The 26,365-nt window shown below is 60.1% G+C and carries 29 protein-coding genes; 15 read left to right on the top strand and 14 right to left on the bottom strand.

Annotation, left to right across the window (positions count from 1 at the left end; translation table 11 throughout):
• The first annotated feature begins 31 nt into the window (after positions 1-31).
• Positions 32-874: a metallophosphoesterase gene (locus tag AC13QE_RS10485; RefSeq protein ID WP_488483586.1), complete on the top strand. Its 843-nt coding sequence runs from the start codon at positions 32-34 to the stop codon at positions 872-874.
• Positions 875-877: 3 nt separating this feature from the next.
• On the opposite strand, the gene AC13QE_RS10480 is transcribed toward AC13QE_RS10485, so the two are convergent.
• A complete protein-coding gene (locus AC13QE_RS10480; RefSeq protein ID WP_488483585.1) occupies positions 878-1,774 on the bottom strand; it encodes an AraC family transcriptional regulator in 897 nt (298 codons plus the stop codon).
• A 163-nt stretch (positions 1,775-1,937) separates the two neighbouring features.
• Between AC13QE_RS10480 and AC13QE_RS10475 the strand changes: the two genes are divergently transcribed.
• Positions 1,938-2,720, top strand: a complete 783-nt coding sequence (locus AC13QE_RS10475) for an SDR family NAD(P)-dependent oxidoreductase (RefSeq protein ID WP_488483584.1) — start codon at positions 1,938-1,940, stop codon at positions 2,718-2,720.
• A gap of 32 nt (positions 2,721-2,752) precedes the next feature.
• On the opposite strand, the gene AC13QE_RS10470 is transcribed toward AC13QE_RS10475, so the two are convergent.
• Positions 2,753-3,454: a helix-turn-helix transcriptional regulator gene (locus tag AC13QE_RS10470; protein ID WP_488483583.1), complete on the bottom strand. Its 702-nt coding sequence runs from the start codon at positions 3,452-3,454 to the stop codon at positions 2,753-2,755.
• Positions 3,455-3,582: 128 nt separating this feature from the next.
• Between AC13QE_RS10470 and AC13QE_RS10465 the strand changes: the two genes are divergently transcribed.
• The 3 genes from AC13QE_RS10465 to AC13QE_RS10455 all read left to right on the top strand — a co-directional run bounded on the left by AC13QE_RS10465 (position 3,583) and on the right by AC13QE_RS10455 (position 5,895).
• Positions 3,583-4,218 carry a LysE family translocator gene (locus tag AC13QE_RS10465; protein WP_488483582.1) on the top strand — a complete coding sequence of 212 codons (636 nt, stop codon included), beginning with the start codon at positions 3,583-3,585 and terminating at the stop codon, positions 4,216-4,218.
• A 166-nt stretch (positions 4,219-4,384) separates the two neighbouring features.
• A complete protein-coding gene (locus AC13QE_RS10460; protein WP_132716115.1) occupies positions 4,385-4,828 on the top strand; it encodes a cytochrome c in 444 nt (147 codons plus the stop codon).
• A 152-nt stretch (positions 4,829-4,980) separates the two neighbouring features.
• Positions 4,981-5,895 (top strand): c-type cytochrome, encoded by a 915-nt coding sequence (locus AC13QE_RS10455; RefSeq protein WP_488483581.1) that lies wholly within the window; start codon positions 4,981-4,983, stop codon positions 5,893-5,895.
• Between the two features lie 12 nt (positions 5,896-5,907).
• Here AC13QE_RS10455 and AC13QE_RS10450 read toward each other — a convergent pair whose 3' ends face one another.
• Positions 5,908-6,687 carry a class I SAM-dependent methyltransferase gene (locus AC13QE_RS10450; RefSeq protein WP_488483580.1) on the bottom strand — a complete coding sequence of 260 codons (780 nt, stop codon included), beginning with the start codon at positions 6,685-6,687 and terminating at the stop codon, positions 5,908-5,910.
• Positions 6,688-6,843: 156 nt separating this feature from the next.
• On the opposite strand from AC13QE_RS10450, the gene AC13QE_RS10445 reads away from it, so the two are divergent.
• On the top strand, positions 6,844-7,413 hold the full coding sequence (locus AC13QE_RS10445) for a C39 family peptidase (RefSeq protein WP_488483739.1): 570 nt from the start codon (positions 6,844-6,846) through the stop codon (positions 7,411-7,413).
• Between the two features lie 102 nt (positions 7,414-7,515).
• Here the strand turns inward: AC13QE_RS10445 and AC13QE_RS10440 are convergent, their stop codons facing one another.
• Both AC13QE_RS10440 and AC13QE_RS10435 read right to left on the bottom strand, forming a co-directional pair.
• A complete protein-coding gene (locus AC13QE_RS10440; protein ID WP_112340329.1) occupies positions 7,516-8,004 on the bottom strand; it encodes a GNAT family N-acetyltransferase in 489 nt (162 codons plus the stop codon).
• A gap of 199 nt (positions 8,005-8,203) precedes the next feature.
• A complete protein-coding gene (locus tag AC13QE_RS10435; protein ID WP_132716119.1) occupies positions 8,204-8,617 on the bottom strand; it encodes a MerR family transcriptional regulator in 414 nt (137 codons plus the stop codon).
• Positions 8,618-8,809: 192 nt separating this feature from the next.
• On the opposite strand from AC13QE_RS10435, the gene dmeR reads away from it, so the two are divergent.
• The 3 genes from dmeR to bla all read left to right on the top strand — a co-directional run bounded on the left by dmeR (position 8,810) and on the right by bla (position 11,207).
• Entirely contained in the window at positions 8,810-9,082 is a 273-nt protein-coding gene (gene dmeR, locus AC13QE_RS10430; protein WP_488483579.1) for a Ni(II)/Co(II)-sensing transcriptional repressor DmeR, read from the top strand.
• Positions 9,083-9,115: 33 nt separating this feature from the next.
• Complete coding sequence (dmeF, locus tag AC13QE_RS10425) at positions 9,116-10,120, top strand: CDF family Co(II)/Ni(II) efflux transporter DmeF (RefSeq protein WP_488483578.1); 1,005 nt, start codon at positions 9,116-9,118, stop codon at positions 10,118-10,120.
• 85 nt (positions 10,121-10,205) lie between these two features.
• On the top strand, positions 10,206-11,207 hold the full coding sequence (gene bla / locus AC13QE_RS10420; protein WP_488483577.1) for a class A beta-lactamase: 1,002 nt from the start codon (positions 10,206-10,208) through the stop codon (positions 11,205-11,207).
• Positions 11,208-11,290: 83 nt separating this feature from the next.
• Here the strand turns inward: bla and AC13QE_RS10415 are convergent, their stop codons facing one another.
• The 4 genes from AC13QE_RS10415 to AC13QE_RS10400 all read right to left on the bottom strand — a co-directional run bounded on the left by AC13QE_RS10415 (position 11,291) and on the right by AC13QE_RS10400 (position 16,116).
• On the bottom strand, positions 11,291-11,824 hold the full coding sequence (locus AC13QE_RS10415; RefSeq protein ID WP_488483576.1) for a hypothetical protein: 534 nt from the start codon (positions 11,822-11,824) through the stop codon (positions 11,291-11,293).
• A 73-nt stretch (positions 11,825-11,897) separates the two neighbouring features.
• The gene (locus AC13QE_RS10410; RefSeq protein WP_488483575.1) at positions 11,898-13,403 is read right to left on the bottom strand and encodes a protein adenylyltransferase SelO; all 1,506 of its coding nucleotides are present in this window, start codon (positions 13,401-13,403) and stop codon (positions 11,898-11,900) included.
• Between the two features lie 70 nt (positions 13,404-13,473).
• On the bottom strand, positions 13,474-14,001 hold the full coding sequence (locus tag AC13QE_RS10405) for a DUF1697 domain-containing protein (RefSeq protein ID WP_488483574.1): 528 nt from the start codon (positions 13,999-14,001) through the stop codon (positions 13,474-13,476).
• Positions 14,002-14,022: 21 nt separating this feature from the next.
• Positions 14,023-16,116, bottom strand: coding sequence for a S9 family peptidase (locus AC13QE_RS10400; RefSeq protein WP_488483573.1), 2,094 nt, complete (start codon positions 16,114-16,116; stop codon positions 14,023-14,025).
• Positions 16,117-16,399: 283 nt separating this feature from the next.
• Here AC13QE_RS10400 and AC13QE_RS10395 point away from each other — a divergent pair, with 283 nt between their 5' ends.
• Positions 16,400-16,789 (top strand): DUF930 domain-containing protein, encoded by a 390-nt coding sequence (locus AC13QE_RS10395; protein ID WP_488483572.1) that lies wholly within the window; start codon positions 16,400-16,402, stop codon positions 16,787-16,789.
• Between the two features lie 77 nt (positions 16,790-16,866).
• Here the strand turns inward: AC13QE_RS10395 and AC13QE_RS10390 are convergent, their stop codons facing one another.
• Entirely contained in the window at positions 16,867-17,199 is a 333-nt protein-coding gene (locus tag AC13QE_RS10390) for a chaperone modulator CbpM (RefSeq protein ID WP_488483571.1), read from the bottom strand.
• A 3-nt stretch (positions 17,200-17,202) separates the two neighbouring features.
• On the bottom strand, positions 17,203-18,114 hold the full coding sequence (locus AC13QE_RS10385) for a DnaJ C-terminal domain-containing protein (RefSeq protein WP_488483570.1): 912 nt from the start codon (positions 18,112-18,114) through the stop codon (positions 17,203-17,205).
• A gap of 251 nt (positions 18,115-18,365) precedes the next feature.
• Here AC13QE_RS10385 and AC13QE_RS10380 point away from each other — a divergent pair, with 251 nt between their 5' ends.
• Positions 18,366-19,157 carry a polysaccharide deacetylase family protein gene (locus AC13QE_RS10380; RefSeq protein WP_488483569.1) on the top strand — a complete coding sequence of 264 codons (792 nt, stop codon included), beginning with the start codon at positions 18,366-18,368 and terminating at the stop codon, positions 19,155-19,157.
• Between the two features lie 41 nt (positions 19,158-19,198).
• Here AC13QE_RS10380 and AC13QE_RS10375 read toward each other — a convergent pair whose 3' ends face one another.
• Together AC13QE_RS10375 and AC13QE_RS10370 are read right to left on the bottom strand one after the other, a co-directional pair.
• Positions 19,199-20,368, bottom strand: coding sequence for an AI-2E family transporter (locus tag AC13QE_RS10375; protein ID WP_488483568.1), 1,170 nt, complete (start codon positions 20,366-20,368; stop codon positions 19,199-19,201).
• Positions 20,369-20,469: 101 nt separating this feature from the next.
• On the bottom strand, positions 20,470-21,336 hold the full coding sequence (locus AC13QE_RS10370; protein ID WP_488483567.1) for a VOC family protein: 867 nt from the start codon (positions 21,334-21,336) through the stop codon (positions 20,470-20,472).
• Between the two features lie 321 nt (positions 21,337-21,657).
• Between AC13QE_RS10370 and trhA the strand changes: the two genes are divergently transcribed.
• Positions 21,658-22,326, top strand: coding sequence for a PAQR family membrane homeostasis protein TrhA (gene trhA / locus AC13QE_RS10365; protein WP_015339200.1), 669 nt, complete (start codon positions 21,658-21,660; stop codon positions 22,324-22,326).
• On the opposite strand, the gene AC13QE_RS10360 is transcribed toward trhA, so the two are convergent.
• Positions 22,301-22,816, bottom strand: coding sequence for a hypothetical protein (locus AC13QE_RS10360; RefSeq protein WP_488483566.1), 516 nt, complete (start codon positions 22,814-22,816; stop codon positions 22,301-22,303). The genes trhA and AC13QE_RS10360 overlap by 26 nt on opposite strands.
• A 359-nt stretch (positions 22,817-23,175) precedes the next feature.
• Between AC13QE_RS10360 and AC13QE_RS10355 the strand changes: the two genes are divergently transcribed.
• Genes AC13QE_RS10355 through AC13QE_RS10345 form a run of 3 tightly spaced genes read left to right on the top strand, consistent with a single transcriptional unit; the run spans position 23,176 to position 26,365 of the window.
• Positions 23,176-25,572 (top strand): putative monovalent cation/H+ antiporter subunit A, encoded by a 2,397-nt coding sequence (locus AC13QE_RS10355; RefSeq protein ID WP_488483565.1) that lies wholly within the window; start codon positions 23,176-23,178, stop codon positions 25,570-25,572.
• On the top strand, positions 25,569-25,988 hold the full coding sequence (locus AC13QE_RS10350; protein ID WP_132716134.1) for a Na+/H+ antiporter subunit B: 420 nt from the start codon (positions 25,569-25,571) through the stop codon (positions 25,986-25,988). Before AC13QE_RS10355 ends, AC13QE_RS10350 begins: the two co-directional genes overlap by 4 nt.
• Entirely contained in the window at positions 25,988-26,365 is a 378-nt protein-coding gene (locus AC13QE_RS10345) for a Na+/H+ antiporter subunit C (protein ID WP_132716135.1), read from the top strand. Before AC13QE_RS10350 ends, AC13QE_RS10345 begins: the two co-directional genes overlap by 1 nt.

The following is a 26,365-nucleotide window of genomic DNA, read 5'->3' as shown; positions in this document are numbered from 1 at the left end:
GGCGGCCCAGGAGATCGCCACAGGAGGCTGAATGCCATCAGCGCCGCTTTTCCGCTTCGGTGTCATCGCCGATCCGCAATATGCCGATCTCGCGCCCAATCTCACTCTCGATCGCTATCCCGCGAACAGTCTCGACAAACTTCGAGCGGCGATCGAGGAGTTCAATCGGCACGATCTCGCCTTCGTCGTCACGCTTGGTGACATCATCGATCGCGAATGGAAGAGCTTCGACGCCGTTTTGCCGGTCTACGAAGCCTCGCGTCATCGCAAGTATTTTCTGCTCGGGAACCATGATTTCGCCGTGGCACCCACTCATCTCGGCACGGTGCCGGCGCGGGTCGGCATGTCGTCGGCCTATTACGATTTCAGCCTTTTCGGTTATCGCTTCATCGCGCTCGACGGCAATGAAATCAGCGTCTTTGCCCCGCCGGAAGGTGATCCGCGGCGGCAGGAGGCGAAGGATCTGATGAAGGCGCTAGAGATCGCCGGCGCGCTCAACGGCCAGCGCTGGAACGGGGCGATCGGCGACACACAATATGACTGGCTTGCCGCGAAACTCAAGGAAGCAAAGGCGGCAGGCGAAAAGGTCATCGTCATGAACCACTATCCCGTCTTCCCAGAGAATGGACATAATGCCCTGAACAGCGACCGCTTGCTGGCTCTTTTGGCGGAGCATGACCATGTCGTCGCTTATCTTAACGGTCACAATCATGCCGGCAATTTCGGCGTGTCGGATGGCACTTACTTCGTCAACTTCAAGGGCATGGTGGACACCGAAGACACGAGCGCCTACGCGATTGTCTCGGTCTGTGAGGACCGGCTGGAGATCAGCGGTTTTGGCCGCGAGACAAGCAGAACCCTGGCACTGCGCTGAATCTTATTCCGCCGCCATCCGCATCTCGGTCACATCCCGTTTCGGCGGCGTGCCGAACATGCGGGCATATTCGCGGCTGAACTGCGAGGCACTTTCATAGCCGACGCGATAGGCAGCACTCTCCACATTGGCCTGGCCGGCGACCATCAGGCGGCGAGCTTCGAGCAACCGCATCTGCTTCTGATATTGCAGCGGGGTCATCGAGGTCAGCGTCTTGAAATGCTGATGGAAGGAGGAGGGGCTCATCCGTGCCGCCGCCGCCAGCTGCTCGATGCGCACGGGCTCCGCGAAATTGTCGCGCAACAGGCGGATGGCGTCGGCGATGCGTCGGGTCTGTCCATCAGGCAGCACCAGCTTGCAGACCTCGCCGCCATTCGGGCCGGTCAGCAGCCAAAAGCAGATTTCCCGCATGATCGCCGGATAGAGCACCGGAATGGCGCTCGGCGTTGCAAGCAGGCGGGTCAATCGCACAAGGCAATCGGCGAGCGGCTGACTGAGATCCTCGACAAAGATGCCGAGCCGGGCACTGCCCGTCGGCTTCGGCGGCGCGTCGAGCTGTTCCATCACCTCGCGCATCATGCCGACGTCGAATTCGAGGGAGATTGCCATGTAAGGCTTCTCCTCGCTGGCCTCAACCACCTTGCCGGCTGCGGGCAATTCTATGCTGATGATGAGCGCCTGCATCTCGGCATAGTCGATCACCCTTTCGTTCAGCATCAATTGCTTTGCGCCCTGCACGATGACGCAGAGCGCCGGCCGGTAGACCATCGCATGCGGCATCTTCAGTTCCGTCGAACGCATGATGTGCAGGCCATCGATGCCGGTCGAAAACAGCCCGTTCTCGCCGCCGTCGCTGGCGTCGATGAATTGCGTGATCGCATCTTTAAGGGCTGACGACATCGGCGGTCTCCGGGCCAGGGTGCCATTGCGTCATCATAGCAGTGCGCTGCCGCTCGACAAGTCAGTTGGAGGAATAGGCAAGAAATTCGAGAGTTCCGGCATTCAAGGAAATGGCATTGCGGGCATAATTTTACGTCATCAAGCATTCCTTGGAGACGCTGCAATGACGACTGAAAATATCGATAAATCAAAGACAAAGATTGCGATCATCACCGGTGGCAGCCGTGGTCTCGGTCGCAACACCGCCGTTCATCTCGCCCAACGCGGTGTCGATGCCATCCTGACCTATAATTCAAATAGGGCAGAAGCTGATAGCGCCGTAGCCGAGATCGAAGCGCTCGGTCAAAAGGCCATGGCCCTACGGCTCGATGCCGGCAATGTGGCCTCCTTCGACGCTTTCGTTGTCGAGGTCGGCCGCGCGCTGCAGCAGGTATGGGGCCGCGATCGTTTCGATTTCCTCGTCAACAATGCCGGCACCTCCTATCACGCCTCCATCGCCGAAACGACGGAAGCCGAGTTCGACAAGCTCTACAATGTCCATCTCAAGGGCGTCTTCTTCCTGACGCAGAAGCTGTTGCCGTACATCGTGGATGGTGGCCGCATCGTCAATATTTCCTCCGGTCTTGCCCGTTTCAGCAATCCGGGCTCGTCGGCTTATGCAGCGATGAAGGGTGCAGTGGAGGTCCTGACGCGCTATCTTGCCAAGGAGCTCGGCGCTCGCGGCATCGCCGTCAATACCGTTGCGCCGGGTGCGATCCAGACGGATTTCAGCGGCGGCATTGTTCGCGACAATCCGGAGGTCAACAGGATGGTCGCCTCCATGACGGCGCTCGGTCGTGCTGGCCTGCCAGACGATATCGGCCCGATGATCGCCTCGCTGCTGTCGGACGACAATCGCTGGGTCAATGGCCAACGCATCGAAGTCTCGGGCGGGATGTTCGTCTAAGGTCCGAACGTATCCTTGAATTTTCTATCACCTCAGCCGGCCGCGGCTGGGGTGCTTGTCTGCCAGCCATTCACCCAGATCTGCCTCAAACCGTCGCCTTCGCCCTTGAACCATAATCCCGTCGCCTCGCAGCCTTCGATCCGGTCGCTGCGGAAATTGCGGATGGCCTGACGCAGCTCGCACCAGGCAACGATATTGGCGGTTTCGGCATAGTAGATCAGCGCGATCGGGCGGATGATGCGTTCCGTGGCGCGGCCGAGCTCGTCGCGATAGGCGAGGTCCAGCTTTTCCTCATCGCGAATGGCGCGACGCACCAGCGAGAGGTCGATCGCCGCGGCCGAAGGTGCTGCAAAGCCCCAGGCATGCAGCGCATTGGCATCGAGCGTCTGGCGCAGCGGCGGCGGCACCGCGCCGGCGATCTTGGCGGTGACGCGCTTGGCTGCCTGCTTGAGTTCGGCGTCGCCAGTGCGCTCCAATAGCGCCAGCGAAAGCACGATCGCTTCCATTTCTTCGATCGAGAACATCAGCGGCGGCAGGTCGAAGCCGGGCCGCAGGATATACCCAATTCCGCGTTCGCCCTCGATCGGCACGCGCATCGCCTGCAACGCGGCGATATCGCGATAAACCGAACGCACCGTCACCTCCAGCCGGGCGGCAATATCGGCCCCCGTCACCGGCCGCTTCGCCAGCCGCAGGATCTGGATGATCTCGAACAGGCGCGATGCCTTGCGCATTTCTTGTCCCAAAGATGAAGGCTACTGACAATACCCCGTCAGTTGGCTCATTTTATAAGACTGCCTATCGACTTGAAAATCAACCATTTCCTCTCCTGTTTCCATGGAGAGCTCGATAGGCAACTGACATGGGTTACGCAGAAAATCTCTGGCTCTTCTTCATCCTTCTTCTGGGCATCATCATCGTACCGGGCATGGACATGCTGTTCGTGCTCGCCAATTCGCTGGCCGGCGGCAGCAATCGCGGTCTTGCCGCGACAGGCGGCATCATGCTGGGCGGCGCGGTGCATTCTCTGAACGGCGCCATCGGCATCGGCCTGCTGATGCATTTCGTGCCCGTTCTCTTCAATCCGCTGCTTGTTATCGGCGGAGCCTATATGGCCTTCATCGGCTATACGCTGATGCGCAGTTCCATCACGGTGGGAGGCGAGGGACCGGCCGGCAGCCGTTCTGCCTGGAAAGCCTTCCGGCAGGGGGCGGTCACTTGCCTCATCAATCCCAAGGCCTATCTCTTCATCTTTGCCGTGTATCCGCAGTTTCTGAAGCCGGATTACGGCCCGATGTGGATCCAGGCCGTCATCATGGGAGCCATGACCATCGCCACCCAATTTGCCGTTTACGGCGGACTTGCCATTACTGCCGGGCGCAGCCGAGATCTGCTGGTTGCCAACCCGCAGGCAACGGTCCTCGCGGGCCGCGCGGCTGGGTTGTTGCTGGTCGCAGTTTCGGTGTTCACGGTATGGGAGGGCCTGAAATTGGCGTGAGGGCTGATGAGGCGAATGCGTGTGTCTATTGTATGACACTGATTTCACTCAGCTCTCACCACTTTGTGACTTCATTGCCGGAAAGGAAACCGGCAAACATGTCGCCGTAATCATGCGCCAAGGCCGCCTGGGCGGTCTTGATCATTCGGAGAGGTAGGAGAACGAAATGAAGTGGAAAGCGATTGTGATGGCGACGGCTCTGGCCGGCATCGCACTGGGTTCGGTCGTCGCGGCCGACGGCACGCATGACTCCCGCATCGGCATGATGAAGAAGATCGGAGGCGCCGCGGGTGCTCTCGGCGCGATTGCCAAGGGCGACAAGCCCTATGACGCCGACATCGTCAAGGCATCTCTGACAACGATCGCCGAAACTGCCAAGGCCTTCCCGGATCAGTTCAACCCGCAGAGCGACAAGACCGATCCCGAGGTCAATCCGAAGATCTGGGATAATCTCGATGACTTCAAGGCGCATGCCGCCAAGCTTTCGACCGATGCCGAGACGGCGCTCGCCCAGCTTCCTGCCGACAAGGCCGGTGTCGGTGCGACGCTGAAGACCCTCGGCGGCAGCTGTGGCGCCTGTCATCAGGCCTACCGCATCAAGAAAGACTAAGCGGTAGGTCGGCCTCGTCCAGAGCAATTCCAGGAAAAGTGCGCAGCGGTTTTCCGTCCGGAATTGCGTAAAGGCAAAAATCGATCTTGGCGTCCGCACCGGCAGAACCGCTGCGGACCTCTTTGGTTTTGGAGCTAAGGCTAAGGGGTGGAATGATGGCGCGGTTTATTCGATGGCTGCTTTGCCTTTTCGGCGTGATCATCCTCGGCAGCGGCGCGTTTTACGTTATCACCGCGCCGTCGCCCTTGCCGGCGAGTCATTGGGCCAATCTCGGTGATCCAGATGTCAAGAACGGCGAGATGGTCTTCTGGGCTGGCGGCTGTACGAGCTGTCATGCCGCTCCCGGCGCGCAAGGCGACGCCAAGCTGGTGCTTTCGGGCGGTCTCGCCCTTACCAGCCCGTTCGGCACCTTCCATGTCCCGAATATCTCGCCGGATGAGAAGGCGGGGCTTGGCAGCTGGACGCTTGCCGATTTCGGCAATGCCATGAAGCGCGGCGTCGGTAAAAACGGCGAACATCTCTATCCGTCCTTTCCCTACGGCTCCTATACCCGCATGGGCGACAAGGACATCAACGATCTCTGGGCCTTCCTGAAGACGTTGCCGAAGAGCAGCAATGTCGCGCCGCCGCACGAGCTGCCCTTTCCCTTCAATATTCGGCTGGCGCTGGGCGGCTGGAAGTTCCTTTATCTCAACGATCAGCCGCGCGTCGTGCTTGCCAGCGCCGACGACAAGGTCAAGCGTGGTCAGTATCTTGTGGAAGGGCCGGGCCATTGCGGCGAATGCCATACGCCGCGTGACAGCCTCGGTGGCTTCATGAGCGGCCAATGGCTGGCGGGTGCACCCAATCCGGAGGGCAAGGGCCAGATTCCGGATATCACGCCCGGTTCGAAGGCCATTGGCAGCTGGAGCGCCGGCGATATCGCCAATTACCTCGAAACCGGATTCACCCCGGATTATGATTCCGCCGGCGGCTCGATGGCCGAAGTCCAGCAGAACATCGCGCATCTGCCTGCAGCCGACCGCCAGGCGATTGCAGCCTATCTCAAGGCGCTGCCGGCGAAGTAAGCCGCAAGATGCTCAAGCCGCGTGCGAGCGCTTAGCGAGATAGAGATGCGTTTCATAATGCAGCTCGAATGCCCCGCCATGCGCGTTGATCGCATCGGCAAGCTCAGAAAGCAGCGCTTCCCGCTGATCCTCGGCCAAAAGCCGGTAGCTCGAGAGCGTCCGCAAGAGATCGGTATAGCTTTGTGCCGTGTGCGATCGGCTCCAGCGATAGGAGCGATGGACTGGTTCCTCGAAATAATCGGACTGCAGCAACTCCCGAGCAAAGGGACCATCGGGCAGATACCAGGCTTCCACGGGCGGACCGGCGAGTTGCGGGGCATAGCGGGCGTAGATCCCCGCGAACTTTTCTGACAGCGGCGGTTCCGGTTTCATCGGCACATTGCCGAAGACGGCGAGTGTTCCTTCCGGCGCGAGGAGGGCGGCCGTCCTGACGAAGCGCAGTTCCGGCGAAACCCAATGGAAGGATTGGGCCGCAAATATCAGCGCGAAGCTCTCCGGCTCGCCCGGCCATGCTTCGAAGGTGGTTTGCTCGAACCGCACTCGCGGAAATTCCGCCAATCTTTCCTGGGCAACTGCAATCAGTTCCGCGCCGGGATCAAGCGCGAGAACCGAGAGGCCACGGCGAGCAAAGCTCTCTGTCGCTTGTCCGGTGCCGCAGCCGACTTCGAGGACCTGATCCTTGGCTTTCAGCCTGGCAAAATCGATGACATCGGCAAAAAGCGCATCGGGATAGAGCGGGCGGGAAGCATTGTAGAGGCTGGCGACGCCATCGAATGTGAACCGCTGTTCCAAGTCGCATCTCCAGTTGCAGATCGAAGTCGACAGCCATTTTTCTAGCGCATTTCCGGTCAAGCTTGTAGCCATCGGATTCGGCAACAGGAGAGTGTGGTCGTGGACGCAAGGGTGGCGCGGAAGGTTCCTTATTTCAGCCAATGGGAAACGCCTGACATGACGCTGGCGGTCGTCGCCGAGGGTGCACAATCGGCCTTGCTGAAGGACCCGCTTTGGGCGTCATCCGGCGCAAGCAGCGTCAAGGATTATGCGCGCTGGGCCGGCAATCTCTGCGGCATGGCCTGCCTGAAGATGGTGCTCGCCGCCCGCACCGGCAAAACTATTCCGATCATGGATCTGGCCATGGGTTGCCGGGAATATGGCGGCTATGTCGAGGAGGCGGATGGCCGGATCAAGGGATTGATCTATGCGCCGTTCGTCCCCTTCGTTCGTGATCGCTTCGATCTGAATGCTCGCGTCGTCACCGGCATTTCCGTCGCCGACATCGCTGATATCCTCGATCAATCGGAGTTCTTCATCGCGTCGGTGCATCATTCGATCCGCTGGCCAGAGACCGAGCCGCCGGCCAAGGGTGGCCATCTGGTGCTGGTGACGGCCATCGACGGCAATAATATCCGCTTCCACAATCCGTCCGGTCATGTCGATGCGACGCGCGAGAATGCCGAAATGCCGCTGGAGGTGTTCGAGAGGTTCTTTGCAGGCCGCGGGATCGCCATCGATCACTGAAGCATTTCCAGGAAAGTGCGCAGCGGTTTTCTGTCCGGAATGCGCGAAACCAGAAACACTCTAAAAATCAATGTCGGATGGCGATCCTCTTAAAGGCCGGCATCAGGCCAGAGCCTGAAGGTAGCGCATGCCAGTGACCGGACGCGGCTTGAAATCCATGTTTTCGTAGAAGCGGTGGGCCTGGAAATTCCCCGTCGCAGCGCCGACCGAAAGATAGCTGCAGCCCGCCTTGCGGGCGATATCGCGGGCGCGGTCGACGAGATGCTGCCCGACGCCATGGCCGCGATGGCCGTCGCGCACGAAGAGATGGTGCAGATCCATGCCTCGCTGTCCCTCTTGTGCCTTGTAGAGTGGCACGAGGATGGCGTAGCCGATCAGCCCCTGTTCGCCTTCGGCAACAAGCGCCGTGATCCACGGCATAGGACCGAAGAGATCGCGCTCAAGCTGCTCGGGCGTGGTGCCGGAGGGGTCGCCATGATGGGCGGCGAGCAGCCGGATCATGTCGTTGAGCTCAGGCAGGTCGCGTGGCTGGGCATTGCGGATGGTCAGAACCGGAGGGCGGAGAAGTGAGATGTCGCTATCGTCTAGCATGGCATTTTGCGTCCTTGTTTTTTGAATGAGCCGTCAGGACGCTGCCGATACAACAAAGCCGCCTGACGGCGGCTTGTTGACAATATGATCTGTCTTGGCCGCCTGTTACAGGTACAGCCAAAAATACGAGCAATTATGGAGCGCGTGCGTGATCATGGGCGCATCAATGATCTGGTTCAGCGCTTTTGTCAATGGGGCCTCAATGCTCGTGTTCGCACAGGCCGTGATCGGAGAGTGCGCGGATGACATAGCAGTCTTCGATGCTATGGCCGTCGCAATGCGAAACGATGCGCTCCAGCTCATGCTCCAGCTTCTTCAGTCGTGCGATCTTGGTGCGAACGTCCTCCAGATGCTCCTTGGCGATACGGTCGGCGCCGACGCAGGGGCGGTCCGGATGCTGGCTGAGCGAGATCAACTCCTTGATGGCATCGATCGTCAGGCCCAGGTCGCGGCCATGCCTGATAAAGGCGAGGCGCTCAAGATCGGCTTTGGAGTAACGCCGCTGGTTTCCTTCGCTGCGTTCCGGCTCCGATATCAGGCCCATCTGTTCGTAGTAGCGGATTGTCGGCACTTTCACGCCGGTCCGCCTGGATAGATCGCCGATGGTCAGCATTGCATGGCCTCAAATACCTCTAGTCTCTAGAGCAATATATGAGGCCATTCGTCGAAATTGCAAGGCCAGGTAGCTGTGACCGCCGGCTGGGATACTGTCGGCCACCTCATCGTCCGGTCGTCGCCGCGAAATTTGGCTTCCAATTCATCATCACAAATAGTATAGCCCCCTATATTATAAATCGAGGCTACGATGTCCCATACCATTCGTCAGCAAGCCAAGCTTCTCTCGCGCGTCCGTCGCCTCAAGGGGCAGATGGAAGCGGTGGAGCGCGCGCTCGAGGCCGAGCGGCCGTGCGGGGAAATCTTGCAGCTCCTCGCCTCCATTCGCGGTGCGCTGACGGGGCTGACCGGAGAAGTGTTGGAAGATCATCTGCATGAACATGTGCTGCATGCCGAAACTGATGAGGCCCGCCGGCAGGCAGTCGATGAGATAGCCGACGTGCTGAAGACCTATCTGCGGTGACGGGCCTCAGGCGTTCAAAAAGAGAGTGATGTCATGAGTATTTCCTCCGAAATGGGCCACAGCCATATTTTTCTAGGCTCCGACCACCAGCGCAACGAACGCCGCATCTGGCTCGTTATCGCACTCACAGCGGTCATGATGGTGGTCGAGATCGGCGCGGGCACGATTTACGGCTCGATGGCGCTGCTCGCCGATGGCTGGCATATGTCGACCCATGTCAGCGCCATGCTGATTTCGGCGCTCGCCTATCTTTACGCGCGCCGGCATGCGCATAATGCACGCTTCACCTTCGGCACCGGCAAGTTCGGCGACCTCGCGGGCTTTGCCAGCGCCATCGTGCTGGCACTGATCGCACTGATCATGGGCTGGGAGAGCATTTTGAGATTGCTCGACCCCGTGGCCATCAATTTCCGCGAGGCGATTGCGATCGCGGTGATCGGCCTTATCGTCAATCTGGTCAGCGCATGGCTTCTGCGCGACGATCACAGCCATCATCACCACGGTCACGCCGGCCACGGGCACAGCCATGGCCACGCCCATACTCACGATCACGACCATCATCATGAGCATCATGATGATCACCATCATGATCATGGCCAAAAAGGTGGCAGGGATAACAATCTGCGCTCGGTCTACGTCCATGTCATCGCGGATGCGATGACCTCGGTTCTCGCCATCGCTGCCCTGCTGCTTGGAAGCCGTTTCGGCTGGACCTTCCTCGATCCCGTCATGGGCATCGTCGGCGGCCTGGTCATCCTGCAATGGGCCTGGAGTCTGCTGCGCGCCTCCGGCGCAGTTCTCCTGGATTTTATCCCACACGGTGAAGATCTGCCTGAGGAGATCCGCGAGGCGATCGAAACGGACGAGGATCGGATTACCGATCTGCATGTATGGCGGGTGGGCCCTGGGCATCATGCGGCTATCGTTGCGGTCGCGACGCCCGTCTCGCGCGATCCGTCCTTCTACAAAGCGCGGCTTGCCGAGATCCACGAGCTCTCGCACGTGACGGTCGAAGTTACCGTCGACAAGGCGGCATAGAATCCGCTAGCAATCGGTAAGGTCAGAGGCTTGCCATATTCCTCGCATAGCCCGAGACCTGCCGATTCTGCTGGAGGCCTCTCATATGTCCACATTGCTCACACGCCGACGCCTCATGGCTGGCTCGGCGCTGCTTCTTCCCGCCCTGACGCTCGGACCCGACGCGCTCTTTGCCCAGAATAGCAGCGCCTCGCCACAGATGCCGCCCACAACGGATAATTCGGCAGCACCCGATGCCAGCGGCCAGGGAATGGAAGACAGCAGCGGAACGCAGGATAATTCGCAGCTGTCCGACGATGTCGACAAGCAGCTTGCCGATCTGGAAAAGAAGACCGGCGGGCGCCTCGGCGTCTCCGTACTCGACACCGAAACCAATATTTCCCTTGGCCACCGCGAGGAGGAGCATTTCCCGCTGTGCAGCACCTATAAGGCGCTCGCCGCCGGCTTCGTGCTGGCGCGCGTCGATCAGGGCACGGAAAAGCTCGACCGCCGCGTCACCTACGGCAAGGACAAGGTCGTCACCTATTCGCCGGAAACGGAAAAGCACGCCGACGGCGATGGCATGACCATTGCCGAGCTCTGCGCAGCCGCAATCACGCTGAGCGACAATACGGCCGGCAATCTTCTGCTCGAAAGTTTCGGCGGACCCGCGGCTTTGACTTCGTGGCTGCGCACCACAGGCGATACCGAGACCCGCCTTGATCGCAACGAGCCGGATGTCAATCAGGCCGTAAAAGACGACCCACGCGATACGACGACGCCGGATGCGATGCTGGATTCGATCGGCCTTCTGACACTCGGCAATACGCTCTCGGACACATCGAGGGAGCAGCTGGTCAACTGGCTCGTCGCCAATACGACGGGAAATAATCGCTTGCGGGCCGGCCTGCCGAAGGACTGGAAGGTCGGCGATAAGACCGGCACGGGCAATAATGGTTCCTATGCCGATATCGCCGTCATCTGGCCGCCGGACCGGGGTGCGATCTTGGTCACGACCTTTGTTGCCGAGGCGACCGCGCCTGCAAAGGACGTCGAGGCAGTGTTTGCCGAGATCGGCAAGATCGTTGTCGACATGGTCGGGCAATAGCGAGATATCGCTAATGAAAACAAGATGATAAGAGTAAGATGTGAATCAGGTCCGTATCGTCTTCAAGTGGTTTGGCAATTGACTCAGACCAGCGCCAATGCCGCAGCTGCGCTGTCCGTTTCCTGATCGCTATCATCAGTGTTGCCGGCTCCGAGCTTCTGCTTGATCTCATCGGCAATCTGGTCGTTGATTGCCTTCTGCTCGTCGGCCGGCAAGGACTTGAACGAATCTTCCGTCAGGCCATGTGCCTCGAGATATTGCGCGCGGATCTTCTGCGCGGGCGTCATGTTCGCCCATTTGGCAAACTCGTCGAGAATGTCCTGATCGGATTGCCCGCTTGACGATGCCGAGCTGCTTCCGTCCGCGGCCGCCACGCTATCCTGCTCGCCACCGTCGCCCGAGGTCGAAGACGATGCGCTGCCAAACTGGCTGAGCCAGAAGCCGGATGAAATCGAGGAGGGGACGCCGCTGGACGAGATGGACGGTCCCTGCGAATCCTCCTGCTGGCCGTCGCCGTCGTCCGGCAGCGAGAAGGGTGTGCTGTCGTCACTGTCGCTGCTTTGCTGGCTGCGGATCGGCGTGCTGAAATAATTTTGGGTGCTGCTGTGCACTTTCATCGTCATATCTCCCTGGGGGTCGAGACGACGATGACTCTGCAAGCCTGTCCGGGGCTTGTGCGGTTAAGTTTCCTCAGGTGCCGCAGAAGGTCTGAAGCACCCGTTCCGTTGGCAATGGCGGCTCGGCGTAAGGCGCAAAAGCAGGCTGATCCTGGTAAGGAGTTGCCAGCACCTTCAGCAGCGCTTCGAACAGCGAAAAATCACCATCCTCGACCGCAGCGTCGATGGCCTGTTCGATTCGGTGATTGCGGGGAATGAAGGCCGGATTGACCTTGCGCATCGCCGCCGATCGCGCTGCCGGCGTCTGCGGATCGCGAGCAAGCCGCTCGCGCCAGCGTTCGAGCCAAGGTGCCGCTGCTTGCGGGCCGTTGAACGCGGCAGCGAAATCAGCCACGTCCTCGTCTGCAGCGAGAGCCGCAAGTCGGCGGAAGGTGAGCGTAAAATCAGCGCCCTGCTGCTGCATCGTCGCCAGCAGCGACTGGATCAGGTCCAGATCGTCGTCCTCTTCGCTCACAAGCCCAATCTTGGCGCGCATGCCGGCAAGCCAATACGCCTGAAAGCGTTCGCCATAGGCTTTGATGACCGTGTTTGCCAGATCGATCGCCGCATCGACGGACGGGTCGATCAGCGGGATCAGCGTCTCGCCGAGGCGCGCAAGATTCCATTGGCCGATCGCCGGCTGGTTGGCATAGGCATAGCGGCCGTTGCGGTCGATGGACGAGAACACGGTCGCCGGATCATAGGCATCCATGAAGGCGCAGGGACCGAAATCGATCGTCTCTCCCGATACGGTCATATTGTCGGTGTTCATCACCCCATGGATGAAGCCGACATGGAGCCAGCGCGCGATCAATGAAGCTTGCCGATCGGCTACGGCTTCTAGCAGTGCAAGATAAGGGTTTTTGCGATCTCTGATTTCCGGGTAATGCCTGGCAATGACGTAATCCGCCAGGGTCCGCACACTCTCCGTATCGCCCCGCGCCGCAAAGAACTGGAAGGTGCCGACGCGGATATGGCTCGCCGCCACGCGGGTAAATACCGCACCGGGCAGCACCTCTTCGCGATAGACAGGCTCTCCTGACGTCACGGCTGCGAGCGCCCGCGTCGTCGGAATGCCGAACGCATGCATGGCCTCGCTGACGATATATTCGCGCAGAACAGGCCCGAGTGCCGCGCGCCCATCGCCGCGGCGGGAAAACGGCGTCGGTCCCGGACCCTTGAGCTGAATGTCCCGGCGCTTGCCGTTGCGATCCTTCACCTCGCCAAGCAGGATCGCGCGGCCATCGCCAAGCTGCGGAACGAAATTGCCGAACTGATGGCCGGCATAGGCCATGGCGATCGGCTGCGATCCCGGCAGCAGCTCGTTGCCCGAAAAGATTGCCGCCGCATTTTGTTTGAGCGCCTCCACATCCAGCCCGAGTTCCCGCGCCAGCGCCTCGTTGAATTTGATTAGCTGCGGCGCGGCGACCGGGGTCGGCGCCTGGTCAGCAAAGAACTGCGGCGGCAGGCGCGCGTAGCTGTTGTCGAAGGCGATCGGCGGCGCCCGAAGCGCGGTGTCATCGTGAAGAGGAGAGCTCATGCTCCTAAGGTAGGGCCGGTGCGTGGGAGGCGCAAGGCGGATATCGTAATCGGCTTTGCTGTTGCCAATTTCAAAGTCCGCTGTCCTCCAGTTCCCGCGCCATCTCCGCAAGCTTGCGCACCGTATTGAGATTTCTGGACGTGCCCGCCTTCAAGGCCGGCAGCTTCAGCTTCGAGCGTCCGGAGCCATCGGGGTAATGCACGTAGATTTCGCGGCCGGTGATATGCACTTCCTCGCCCCCGGGTGCGACGAGCCTGGTGAGCGCATCCTCCGGTGCCGCCTCCCGTAGGAAAGTCACCAGCAGGTAGTTCGGCTTGGTATGCGGGAAGGGCGAATTATCAGCCGCCCTTTCCAGAGCCTCGCGACTGCGTAGGATCACGCCCGGAGACTTGCCCATCTTGGTCACCAGTGCCTTTTCAAGCCGAGCCTGCACCGTGATCTCGTCCTCGTCGGCGCGGAAGACCACATTGCCGCTCTGGATGTAGGTGCGCACATCCTTGAAGCCGATCTCTTCGCAGAGCGCCTTGAGATCAGCCATGGACAGCATGCCGGTGCCGCCGACATTGACGGCACGCAGCAGGGCGACGAAGACGGTCATGGTTTCCTCCCGCCGTTCCGTTTACATCTTTTCAGCGACCTTGACGGCGAAGGCGTATTCGAACGCCACTTCCTCCAGGCGCTGGAAGCGGCCGGAAGCGCCGCCATGGCCGGCATCCATGTTCGTCTTCAACAGGATGGGCGCGTCGCTCGTCGTCTTGTCGCGCAGCTTGGCGGCCCACTTTGCCGGTTCCCAATAGGTGACGCGCGGATCGGTGAGGCCACCGAGCGCGAGGATCGGGGGGTAGGGCTTCTCGGCGACATTGTCGTAGGGACTATAGGCGGCGATCTGCTCGTACTCTTCCTTGCTCTCGATCGGATTGCCCCATTCCGGCCATTCCGGAGGGGTCAACGGCAGAGTGTCGTCGAGCATGGTGTTCAGCACGTCGACGAAGGGCACGGCGGCGATGATGCCGGCGAATTTCTCCGGCGCCATGTTGGCGATGGCCCCCATCAGCATGCCGCCCGCCGATCCGCCCTCGGCAATGATCCTCGCGTAAGAAGTGAACTTCTCCTGATTCAAATAGTCGGCGGCTGCGATGAAGTCCTTGAAGGTATTGGTCTTCTTTTCCATCTTGCCATCTTCGTACCAGGCAAAACCCTTGTCCTTGCCGCCGCGGATATGGGCGATGGCATAGACGAAGCCGCGATCGGCAAGCGACAGGCAATTGGTGTTGAAACCGGCCGGGATGGTGACGCCATAGGCGCCGTAACCATAGAGCAGACAAGGGGCTGAGCCGTCGAGGGGCGTGTCCTTGCGATAAAGCAGCGTTACCGGCACGGTCTCGCCATCCCAAGCGGGTGCGAAGACGCGGCGCGTCACATAGTCTTCCGGATTGTGGCCAGAGGGCACTTCCTGCGTTTTCAGCAGGGTGCGCTCGCGCGTCACCATATTGTAGTCGTAGAGCTGGCTCGGCGTCGTCATCGAGGAGTAGGAGAAGCGGATGACATCCGTATCGTATTCTGCCGCACCCTGCAGGCCGAGCGCATAGGCCTCCTCTTCGAAGGCGATCGCGTGTTCCTCGCCGGTACGACGGTCGCGGATGATGATGCGCGGCAGGCCGTCCTTGCGCTCCAGCCAGAGGAGATGGCGGGCATAGGCGAGATGGCTGAGGATCAGCGTGCCCGGCTTATGCGGCACGACTTCACGCCAGTTTTCCTTGCCTGGGTTCTTCGCCGGCGCTTCCATGATCTTGAAATCCTTGGCGTCGCCGTCATTGGTGAGAATGTAGAAGACGTCGCCGCCTTCGCTGATCTCATATTCGATCTCGGTTTCGCGCTCGGCCACGATCTTGGGCTCGGCGGTCAGATCCGAGGTCGGGATGATGCGGTATTCGCTGGTCTCGTGATCGTGGATATCGATGAAGATGTAATCGTCGAGCAGCGAGCCGCCGACGCCCATGAAGAAGCCCGGATCCTCCTCCTCATAGATGAGCCGGTCGTCCGACTGCGGCGTGCCGATGATGTGATGGAAGATTTTCGAGGGACGATGGTTCTCGTCCTGCAGCGTGTAGAAGAAGCTCTTGCCGTCGGGCGCCCAGACGGCGTCGCCGCCGGTATTCTCGATCACGTCGGGCAGATCTGCGCCGGTCTCGAAATTGCGGATCTTCAGCGTGAAATATTCAGAACCCTTGTCGTCATAGCCCCAGATGCCGAGGCTGTGATCGGAGGAATGATCGAGGCCTGAAAGACGGAAATAGGATTTCCCCTCATTCTCCTTGTCACCATTCAGCAGCAGCTTGCGTTCGCCGCCGTTGCGCGGTTCGCGGAAGAAGTGGGGCTGCTCACCGCCGGTAACGAAGAGCGTGCCGTAGGCATAGGGGCCATCCTTCATCGGTATCGAGCTGTCGTCTTCCTTGATACGGCCCTTCATTTCGCCGAAGAGAACCTTCTGCAGCTCCTTCGTGTCCGCCATCGCGGCGTTCATGTAGGCGTTCTCCGCCTCCAGATGCGACCGGATTTCCGGCGCCAGGATCGACGGGTCCTTGAACATGGCTTGCCAGTTGTCGGCCCGCAGCCAGGCATAATCGTCGGTGCGGGTAATGCCGTGACGCGTATCCGTAAACGGCTTTTTCGGAGCGGCAGGCGGAGTGGGAAGGTTCTTGAAAACTGACACGAGGGGCGCTTTCTCTGGAGTGAAAGTCGGATGTGAAGTGAAGAGAGAAATAGAGGGCAGCGACGTGAGGTTCAAGCGGCAAGTCTGTTCCTCAAGCTCCATGCAAGCAGCCGATATTAGTCTCCCTCGAATTGGCAGCTTGCGGGAGCCCGCATCGGCGCTGCCTTGATGAGACCACATTCTTTCTCGAAGTCGGCATACAGTGCGTCGACACGAAGGCGGTCAGCCTTCTCCGATGGAGCGAACGCACTCAAATCCAAAACAATGCAAGGGACCGGTCTTCATGCTGAAACTCTTCGCCATCCTGATTCCATTGGCTAGTATTGCCACCTCCGCCTTCGCCGTTGATGCGGCTATCAAGAAGCAGTTGGAGAAGCTCGATCCCTCGGAACGAATGGAGCAGGCATGCGACGCAGAGGCCATGAAGCGGATCGGCACGGACAAGACGGGTTTCAAGCCGGACAAGGTGATTGCCTATACATTCGGCGATCCGGATATGCAGCCGGATGCCATGAAGGCGCCCGGCGCCGTCTTTCGCAGCAAGGGTGATTGGTATCACCTCTCATACACGTGCGTGACCGGGCCGCAGCATATTCATGTCCGCGATCTGAGCTATCAGATCGGTGACAAGGTGCCGCGCGACGCCTGGCAGGAGCATTATCTTTACGATTGAGCGTCCGGATGAAGCACCAAGGGCCTCCGGACATCACTTCATGGCGGCCATGTTCTATCCTGAGGTAGCTCGCTGCCTTATCGCCGTCTCAGCGATTCCACACGGGTCAGCTCCGCCAGGATGTGGTCCTGTATATTGGACGGCTGCCGACATACGGCATCCGTCAGGTCGCGCAGTGTCGCTCTGAGGCTGTGAAGCTGATCGACCAGATCCATGACGACATCGACGCCCGGCTCATTGACGCCCATCGCGCTGCTGAGATCGAGGATGAGCCGGCCGCGGGCAATGTCGGCGTCACGGAAGTTGCGGCCCTGATCGGTGACTTCGGGGACAACCCAGCCCTGAGATATCCAGACTTCCAACACCGTGGTTTCGATCTGGAGGTGAAGTCGAAACTCGTTCTCGTTCATCGCTTATCCTCCCATGGTCTTTCTGGGATCTTGCGCCTTGCCTGCCTCCCATTCGGAAACGAAGCGCGTCAGCTCGGGGTCCGGCGCATCTGGGAGGACGATCTTCAGCGAGACATAGGCATCGCCATTGTCTTTGCCGCGCACGGGCGCGCCCTTGCCCTTCAAACGCAACACCTTGCCCGTATTGGAGTTCGGCGGCAGCGTGACGGTGACAGCTCCAGACGGCGTCGGGACGCGAATCTTGCCGCCGAGCACAGCTTCGGCCAGCGAGATCGGCACTTCCAGCCGGATATCGTCGCCATCGCGGGTATAGAAGCGGTGCGGATGCACATGCACCGCGATCAGCGCATCGCCGGGCTTGCCGCCGTTGAAGCCCGGATCACCTTTACCCTTCAGCCGAAGCGTTTGCCCATCGCGTGTTCCCGGCGGAATCTGAACGTCCAGCGCGGGGCCGTCCGGCAGGCTGATCTGTTTCTTGGCGCCGTTGATGGCGTCGAGAAAATCGACCTCCATCGTATAGTGACGGTCTTGACCCTGCATTTGCGATTGGCCCCGGCTGCGCCGCGAGAAGAAGCTGGAAAATATATCGTCGGAATCGCCAAAATCGGCAAAGCCGCCCGCATTCTGATAGCGGCCTCGCTGGCCTTCCTGCGCTGCATAATCGCGGTAGTAGTTGCGCGGCGCCTGTTCGGCGCCGCTGCTGTCGATTTCGCCACGGTCGAATCGCGCACGCTTCTGCTCGTCGCCGAGGATGCCGTAGGCTGAGGAGACCTCCTTGAACTTGTCCTCGGCTTGCTTGTCGCCGGGGTTGAGGTCTGGATGCAGCTTCTTGGCAAGCTTGCGATAGGCGCTTTGAATATCCTTTTGCGGGGCGTCCCGCTTTACGCCCAAAACTTCATAGGGATCGCGACTCATACATGTCTCTCTTTGGGAGCACGGAAAAATACGCAGATAGTGTCACGCCAATCTCATATCAATCGTAGCATAGACGCGATGAGGTTGAAGCCCGTTTCACGCCTGATGCATTTCCGATGTGAAATGGCATAATGCCGCCGGTCCGCCATATTTCCGGCGTGTTGCCGGATGATGGCGGGCATTGCGGCTGGGAATGGCATCATGTTCCTGCCGCCAGATTTCGTTTGCTTGATCGATCCGGTGGCCGCCTGATGAAACGCCTTTTGCTGACATCCATGCTCTTGTTTGCCGCAAAGCTTGCTTTTGCCGCCCAGCCGGAGCAGCCGCCTGCCGGTTGGCCGCAGCTGCCGCCGAAGGCCCCGGTTTCGAAGGTCAAGCTCGTCGAGCCACATCTGCACGTCGATCGTGCCGGCAAGGGCACACCCCGCATTGCACTTACCTTCGATGCCTGCATGGGCAAGACGGACCCGCGCATCTTGAGCACGCTCGTCGATCAGCGCATCCCGGCAACCATCTTCGTCACCGCGCGCTGGCTTCGGACCAATCCGGATGCTTTGAAGGTTTTCCTTGCCCATCCCGATCTCTTCGAACTGGAAAATCACGGGCAGAACCATATCCCGGCTGTCGATGTCCCGACCAAGGTCTATGGCATTGCCGCCGCCGGTTCGCCGCAGGCGGTCGCCCAGGAAGTTCAGGGCGGCGCCGATGCGATGACTGCCGCAGGCATCCCGCAGCCGCGCTGGTTCCGCGGCGCGACCGCGAAATACACACCCGCTGCCATCATGCAGATCCGCGGCATGGGCTATCGGATTGCCGGCTATTCCGTGAATGGCGACAGTGGGTCGCTGCTGCCGGCCAAGATGGTGGAAAAGCAATATGCCTCCGCGAGGGATGGTGATGTCATCATCTCCCATATCAATCAGCCGACTCACGCGGCGGGTGAGGGGGTAGCGGCCAGCATCCTAGCGCTAAAGGCAAAGGGCGTTAATTTCGTTCGCCTGCAGGATATCGCCGAAAAGGGCGATGACGACACGACGGAATAGTGCGCGGCACTTTTCCGTGCGGGGCGGCAAAAGACGATGCTCTAACCCGGCAATTGCGGCTGGGCTTTTTCCTCGATGAAAAGCTCGTCGATGACGGTCATGACAATCAGAGACAGCGGCAGAGCGAGCATGGCGCCGACCGCGCCCCACATCCATGTCCAGAAGATGATGGCAAGGAAGACGACAAAGGGATTGAGCTCTAATTGGCGTCCCATGACTGCGGGAAAGACGAGGTTTTCCACGGCCATATGCACCCCGAAGAAGGCTATGGCTGGTGCCAGACCGAAAATGATGTCCGAATGGGTGACAATGCCCGCGATTGCGAGCGAGAGCGTCATCGCGGTTACGCCAAGGAACGGGATGAAGCTGGATACGAAGGCGAAAACGCCCCAGAGAATCGGCACGCTCATGCCACCCACATAGGCGATCACAGTCATCGCCACGCCTATTCCGACATAGATCACCGAAGCGGTCGCGAAGTAAAACCCCAGCACTCGCTCCACGGCATTGATGATGCGGATTGCAGCGAGGCGGGAAGCTCTCGTGGAAAAGGTCATGATGATGGTCTTGCGCAAGCTCACCCTGCCGGCGAGGAACAGCAGCAAGGCAGCAAAGAAGATCAGGATCTGTACGATTGCGGGCGTGAGACTCGTGGATACGAGATGCAGCACATTGCCGCTGTTCTCGAGCACGGTGCTGATCGAGACAGGGTTGCCCTGAAATGTTTCGGACGAGATATGCAGCCATTTAAAACGGCCGAGATAGGGCATCAGCCGATCGGAGGTCCGTTGGACGAAATCGGGCAGCTCTTGCGCGAGCGTGGCCACAGGTCCGGCAAGCGCATTGACAACGAGAAAGATAACCAGCGCGACGCCCGATGAAAGGAGGACAGCGTTCAGAACGCGAGGCACGCCGAGCTTGCTAAGCTTCTCTGCCGCAAGCCCAAGAATCATGCCGACGACGACCGCCAGCGTCAGCGGAATGAGGATCAGCGACATCATGTAGACGCCCGCCAAGGCGAACATGAGGAAGATGCCTATGGTCGCCCAGGAGGCGGCGACATCGAGCCTGCCGCGCCTCGAGCCATGGGACAAGTCGAAAATACTGTCCGCGCCGCCGTCATCGTCGGATGCATCGCGTTCCGCGTCGGGCCTGCCTTCGCGTATAATTGTTGCTTCCGATCGCTGCGTGACGATTTTATCGACTTCCATGCCCTGCGGGCTCCTGAAGGCACGATCGCCTCACTATTCAAACGCGGAAAAGCTTGTTCCGGTTCCGTAACGGGCATGAAGCGATAGTGAATAGAAGCAAATCAGGCGATCAGGTTCAGCCCAATGCCCCAGGGGTCGCGCAGCGATATGCCGCCATCACGTTTCTCGGTCTTGATTTCGTGCTTCTCCAGAGCCGCTGCTGCCTTGTCGAGCGCAGCTTTGTCGTTGAACCGCAGCGTATAGTCGGAAAGGCCGGTCATATGCTCGCTGCGCACGCCGGCGCCTCGGCTGTTCCAGGTATTGGCGCCGAGATGATGGTGGTAGCCGCCGGTGGCAAGGAAGGTCGCGCCCGGATAGCGCGCCGCCATGACCTGCATGCCGAGCACATCGCGATAGAAGGCGTTCGCTTCGGCTACGTCGCCGACCTGTAGGTGGATATGGCCGATGGCCGAGCCCTCAGCCATGCCGTCCCAGCGATCCTGCGGGGCGCTTTCGTAGAGCTTCTGCAGATCGAGCCGGAGCGTGGCCATCTCGACCGTGCCGTCATCGTGAAACGTCCATTGCTCATGCGGCCGGTCGGCATATATCTCGATCCCATTGCCTTCCGGATCGGACAGGTAAATGGCTTCACTGACGATATGGTCCGAAGCGCCTTCCAGCACGACATTGTTTTGGGCGGCATGGCGAAGCCAGCGCGCCAGCTCGACGCGGCTCGGCATCAGGAAGGCGGTGTGGAAAAGGCCAGCGGCCGTTGTCGGCGCACGCGTCGCGGCCCGATCCGTCGTCAGCGTCAGAAGCGGATGACCGGCGACGCCCAGAACCTCGCCGCTTGCGGTCTTCTCGATGACCTTCAGGCCAAGCATATCCTGGTAGAAGCGCGACACGAGCGGCAGATCGGTAACGACAAGGTGGGACCCGCCGACATAGGCAGGACGGGTCAAGGCGTAGGAGGGGGCGGCTTCGGTCATGGGGTAAGTTCCAACCTCGATAATCTTGAAAAAGGCAACCGGCGTCGACGGCAATGGCCACCAGCGGCGAGCAGGAGGGTTTCGCCGGTTGATATGCCTCTTTGATCCCCTGGCCCGCTGTACTTGTACATTCATATGGCGGATTTCGATTGTTCACAGAAGGCCATAAATTGCGGATTGAGCGTTCGCTTTCCATTGACGGGGCGAGCAGGCCCGCAGCGCGCCATTCACGAAGATTGATCGATGCGCGCGTTTGGCGCAGTTGCGTCCTCTTCGCTCCGGTGCAAGGATCGATGCGCTGCGGAAACGGAACCGGATGAAATGACCGAGTATAGAGGCATCCGTTGGGCCTATGACCGATATGAGATTATCGCGGACGGCATCGTCAATGGTGTCGGCGTGGTCTTCGCGCTGATCGGCGCCACCGTATTGATCTTCTATGCGACGGTTTGGAGCTCCTATGGCGGTATCGCCGCCGCCTGGATCTATGGCGTCGGTCTGGTGCTGACGCTTGGGATGTCCTTCACCTACAATTTATGGCCCGTGTCTAGGACGAAATGGTTTCTCCGTCGCTTCGATCATTCCTTCATCTATGTCCTGATCGCCGCCACCTATACGCCTTTTCTGGAGCGGGGGTCCGAAGATCCGCTGCTTTTGGGCGTGCTGATCGCCGTTTGGGTCTTTGCGGCCTTCGGCATCATCCTAAAGGTCCTTTTTCCGGGACGCTTCGATCGGCTGGCGATCCTGCTCTACCTTGCGATGGGCTGGAGCGGCATCCTCGTCGCTAAGCCCGTTTCCATGCATATCCCGTTTGCCTCGATGCTGCTCATCGTCATCGGCGGCGTGATCTATTCGCTCGGCGTGGTCTTTCACGTCTGGGAAAGGCTGCGTTTCCAGAACGCCATCTGGCACGGCTTCGTCGTTACCGCGGCCGCCGTACACTATTCTGCGGTGCTGACCTGTTTCAGCCTGTCGCCGGAAAATTTTTGACGAGCTCGGCTGTGGGCGCGCATTTCTTCGTCGAACGCAGGCTGCGCACCAGGCGCATGACGACGGCGTCGTAGCGCTGCATATCAGCCTTTGAATAATCCATCTGGAAGAAGGCGGCGCCGCCGTTGCAGAGCGCGACCCCACGCACATAAACGATGCGCCCCTGCCTCGTGCCGGAAAAGCTGATGCCGCGCGAGTTCGATTTCGAATAGGAAATTTTCCAGCCCTGGTCCCTGGCGAGCGCCACGCGCCCATTCGCCTCCGAAATGAAATCGCCATTGGCGATCATCGTGCCGAAGACCTGCAGCGAAGCCGAGCGATCCGCTGGCGATAGCGAAAGCCGGTCGGTATCCTCGGAAGGGGCGGTAAGATGGAATTCCGACGGCAGCTCGATCGCATAGCCAAGACCTGCATTGTCATACGACCACCAGTCCGCGGCAGAGACCGGGATGGTCGAAAGGAGCAGGAAGGTAATGACGCGGGTGAGCATTGCGGTTTCCGGGAGGCAGGATCTGCAAACCGGTCAAGATTAGCGCTTTTTTGAGCGCAATTTCCATGGCGGTTCAGAAAATACCGGTAAATTAGCGCAAATTCATTACAACTTCATTGCGAGCCATGCAGGAATGACGGGAATTCGTCAATGATGCGACGTCCAAACCGGCATCGTGGACTTCGGGACGATCCGTTATGTCCGGCAACCGCTAAGGCCGCTGGCAGCAAAAATCGATTTCAGTGGTTTAAGTCCGGTTTTCCCTCGGCAGGGCTTGAGGCCATGTGCCCTTTCGCCTATCCCTTCAAACCAGCTCCGGCTTTGCCGGATTCCGCATGATCATTCGATAAGGGGGGAGCATGGCCGCCGCCGCCGCGGGCCTGACATTCCTGGCTCTATGCCTGCCCTTTCTCGGTGCGCTGATCGCGCCGGTTGTCGTTCGGCGTTTGGGCCAAAATGCGGCGTGGCTCCTGGCGCTGCTTCCCGGCTTCGCCTTCCTTCATTTTGCGAGCTTCCTTCCCACTGTCGCCGCCGGTCGCGTCCAGCTTGGCGGTTTCGATTGGGTGCCGAGCCTTGATCTTAGGTTTTCCTGGCTGATTGACGGCCTGTCGTTGACCTTCGCTCTGCTCATCACCGGCATCGGCACGCTGATCGTCCTCTATGCCGGCGGATATCTGAAGGGGCATGTCGATCTCGGCCGATTCTTCTCGTTCATCTTTCTTTTCATGGGCTCGATGCTCGGGCTCGTGGTCTCCGACAGTTTCCTGACGCTCTTCGTTTTCTGGGAGCTGACTTCGATTACCTCCTTCCTGCTGATCGGCTTCGATCATCATCGAGAAGCGTCGCGACGGGCGGCGCTGCAGGCGCTGGTCGTCACTGGCGGCGGCGGGCTTCTGCTGCTGGCTGGCCTGCTGCTGATCTGGCAGGTGACCGGTATCGGTGCAATGTCCGATCTCCTGAAGGCCGGCGATATCATGCGCGCAAGCCCGTTCTATCTTGCAGCCCTCATTCTTGTGCTCGGCGGCGCCTTTACCAAATCGGCGCAGTTCCCGTTTCACTTCTGGCTGCCGAATGCCATGGAGGCGCCGACCCCGGTCTCGGCCTATCTGCACTCCGCAACCATGGTAAAGGCAGGCGTCTATCTGCTGATGCGGCTCAATCCGGTCATGGGCGGGACCATGGCCTGGCAAACGATCCTGCCGGTCTTCGGCGCGGCGACGCTACTCGTCGGAACTCTACTTGCCATTCGCCAGACCGATCTGAAGCTGAAGCTTGCCTATACGACAGTCTCCTCGCTCGGCCTGCTCGTGATGCTCACCGGTTTCGGCACGGATTATGCCGTCGAGGCCTCCGTCCTCTATCTCGTCGCGCATTCGCTGTTCAAGGGCGCCCTGTTCATGGTCGCCGGCATCGTCGATCATGAAACCGGAACGCGCGATATCACCCGGCTTGGCGGCCTGCGTTCGGCCATGCCGCTGACTTTTGCAACCGCGCTCGTTGCGGCGGTGTCGATGGGTGGTCTGCCGCCGGCTTTCGGCTTTCTCGCCAAGGAAGAAATCTATGCCGCGCTCGCCCAGTCATCGCCGGCTGCGATCATCCTCACCATTATTGCCGTGGCCGGCAATGCGCTGATGTTTGCCATCGCCTTTGCCGTGGCGTTGAAGCCCTTCATCGGGCCGCGAACCGAAACGCCTCACCAGCCGCATGAGGCGCCACCATTGCTCTGGCTGGGACCGGTGATGCTCGCTCTTCTCGGCCTCCTGTCGGCTTTGTTTTCGGCTCCTTGGCACGCATATGTCTCTTCGCCAATGGCGAGCGCGGTCGGCGGCAAGGGATTGGAGATTTCGGTCTCCTTGATCCCGCATATCGGCTTGCCTTTGGCGCTTTCGCTGGTCACTGTCCTGATCGGCGTCATCGTCTACTGGCAGCTCGATCGCGCCCGTTTCCTGATGTCCGTCATGCTGCGCGCCCTCGGGCCTGGACCGGATCGCGGGTTCGACGGCTTCATTTCCGGCCTGGTGCGGCTGTCGCATGGCGTCTCCCGTCTCCTGCAGCCCGGCCGGCTGGAAATCTACGTCACTGTCACCTTCCTCTGCCTGGCGGCAATGCTGCTGATTCCTCCTATGATCCATGGCGAACTGCCCGCCATGCCAGCCTTGCCGAACCTGCAATGGCATGAGGCGACGATCTTCCTGATCGCGGTCATCGGCGTTGCGGCGGTGGTCTTTGCGCGCGACCGGCTGACGGCGATCGTTTCGCTCGGCATTCAGGGCTTTGCCGTCGCCGTCATCTTCCTGCTGTTCGGTGCGCCGGATCTTTCCTTCACGCAGTTCATGGTCGAGACGCTGGCGGTGGTGATCCTGGCGCTGGTCATGACGCGCCTGCGTCTTTCGCCTTCCGACAGGCGTCCCCCGCTTGCAAGGATCGGCCACGCCGCCCTCGCCACAGCCTGCGGCGCCGGCTTTGCGCTCCTGTTGCTGAAGGCGACGGAGGCGCCGTTCGACCTGACGCTGACCGCCTTCTTCAATCAATATTCGAAGCTGATCGCGCATGGCGACAACGTGGTCAACGTCATCATCGTCGATTTCCGCGGCACGGATACGCTGGGCGAGATTGCCGTGGTCGCCATGACCGGGCTTGCCATCCTGGCGCTGATCCGCATCCGCGCCGGCGGGGAGCGCAAGCTTGCGACAAATGATCCTGATCTTGAGGATAAGCCCGGTCTTGATCAGAGGACGGAGGCTGGACGCCCGTGAACACCCTGATCTTCCGCACCGCCGCGCCGTTTCTGACGGCCTTGATGTTGCTCTTCTCTATCTTCGTGCTGCTGCGCGGCCATAACGAGCCCGGCGGCGGCTTTATCGGAGGCTTGATCGCGGCTTCGGCGCTTGCGATCTATGGAATCGCCTGCGGTGTGACGGCGGTCCGCCGCGCGATTGTCGTCCATCCGCTGTCGATTGCCGGCTTCGGCCTGGCTGCGGCGACCATCGCCGGCATGGTGTCCGTCTTTGCCGGCGTACCGTTCATGACCGGGCTCTGGATCTATCCGCGCCTGTTCGGCATCGAAGTACCGCTTTCCACCGTCATGCTCTTCGACACAGGTGTCTATCTGGTCGTCGTCGGCGCCATCACCTCGATCGCGCTCGCGCTCGAAGAGCGGGAGGTGGATTGATGGAGGCCGTCTTCGCCGTCGTCGTCGGCATCTTCTTCACCGCTGCCATCTATCTCATGCTGTCGCGGTACTCTATCCGCATCATGCTTGGCATCGCGATCCTCGGTAATGCCGTCAACCTTCTGCTATTCACGGCAGGTCGGGTCACGCGCGAAGTCCCGCCCATCATCCAAAGGGGGGCAACCACGCTCGATCTTGCAGCCGCCAACCCGCTGCCGCAGGCATTGATCCTGACTGCGATCGTCATTTCCTTCTCGTTCCTGGCCTTTCTGCTTGTCCTGACCTATCGGGCCTATCAGGCCTTGAAAACCGACGACACGGACGAAATGCGGCTCGCCGAACCGGAGGAGCGGCCACTGCCGCCCTTGGGGTACTGA

It is taken from the genome of Martinezella sp. CNPSo 3957 (assembly GCF_057784395.1).
This window is presented reverse-complemented; position numbering and strand designations above follow the sequence as displayed.